The organism is Endozoicomonas sp. Z74 (assembly GCF_057680865.1).
Genome location: NZ_JBLYZI010000239.1, coordinates 1 through 1,349, shown reverse-complemented (window position 1 = coordinate 1,349; position 1,349 = coordinate 1). Strand labels below are relative to the sequence as shown.

At 38.4% G+C, this 1,349-nt stretch carries 1 protein-coding gene and 1 pseudogene; both read right to left on the bottom strand.

The features are described 5' to 3' along the window. Positions 1 to 212: 212 nt before the first annotated feature. Positions 213 to 758 carry a hypothetical protein gene (locus tag ACNRUY_RS26500; RefSeq protein ID WP_488114663.1) on the bottom strand — a complete coding sequence of 182 codons (546 nt, stop codon included), beginning with the start codon at positions 756 to 758 and terminating at the stop codon, positions 213 to 215. A gap of 465 nt (positions 759 to 1,223) precedes the next feature. Beyond that, positions 1,224 to 1,349: pseudogene (locus tag ACNRUY_RS26495) on the bottom strand (integrase core domain-containing protein); the annotation flags it as partial.

The window sequence follows — 1,349 nt, the reverse complement described above, 5'->3', positions numbered from 1 at the left end:
GCCGTAATGCTCAAGCCTTTCTGAAACTGGATTTTGTTCTTAGCCATGACAACACCTCGCTTGAACTGAAAGCCAGTGTCGTCATTTTAGCCGAGAAATCGAGCTGAGGTTGGGTGGTAATCAGGTAGTTTTTTGGTGGTACTTAAACCGGTAACCATCTCTTTTGAAGGGGGCTGTGTCAGATCAAATCGTTACTTACAAAAATCATATTGCTACAAATTATTGTTATTAAACTTGTCTTTGCAAAACTGTTGTAATTCTTTCAGATCAATCCCATCTAAATCATCAAGAGCCTCATCTCGATCATCTAGTTTTAAGTCATACACATTTTCTATTTTTCCTAGAGTTACAGCTTCTTTATAAGCGTTAAAGAAATCACTTCTGAATTGTTGCTCTAATTTAGCGTTTTCAGCAAAGCGCCTTTGTTGCTTTTTGGTGATGCCAGATAATCTTCGATTTTGTTCTTCATTATACTTTTCTATTTTTCGTCGGCATATTTTTTTTGCATCATTACATTTATGAATAAACCTTTCTCCATAAATTTCCTTTGTTTTCGCATGATTCTTTGTTAGATTTATTGCAGGAACACGAAAAGCAAGCTTTCTTCCAAAGAATAATTTAGCTATCTCTGTTATTTTCTGCCCATCTTGGCGTGCTAGTTTAAAAGCATCCATGCCAGTTACACGATAATAATCTTGGTCCGTATCAAGATCTAAATACACGGAATGCTCATTAGCTTTGATGAACTCAATACCCATTCTTATTCCTTATTTAAGTATATTTAAACCATGGTGTAATAATAAAATTTATTCTGATTCCTTTTCAATAATATTTTGATAGTAGCATAATAATCAAACTCGTTCCTATTAATTTTGTAAGTATATTTAAACTATAAGGAAGGTGCGAATAAGCCCTGTGGCACTCTGGCCTGCCAGGGGGACTCAGAAGCAGAGGCATGTCGGGACCTGTCAAGAAAGGCTGACGCAGAGTCTGGGTCCCCCTGGAGGCCCCGAAGGGCAAGCTAAACAGCCCGCATCTACTGTGTTGAAGTTTTTGTTAAGGACTAAGGCCATTAACTGCAAACTTCGCCTTGTGTCTGCAGGCTGTTTAGCTTACAGAGTACGCACAGTGCTTATTCGCACCTTCCCTAGACCACAAGATCCACTTTTAAAGTTATGTTCCGACTGTTGTTGAAGTCCTCAGCCAAAGTGTATTGCCTGAAGTGTTTTATAGTTCAGTGATTGATGTAGCCTTTCAGTATTGTAGAACTGGAAGTATTTTTCCAGCCCTTGGTACAGCTCGGCTACCGTTCTGAATTCGTTTAAATAGAGCCACTCATATTTCACAGA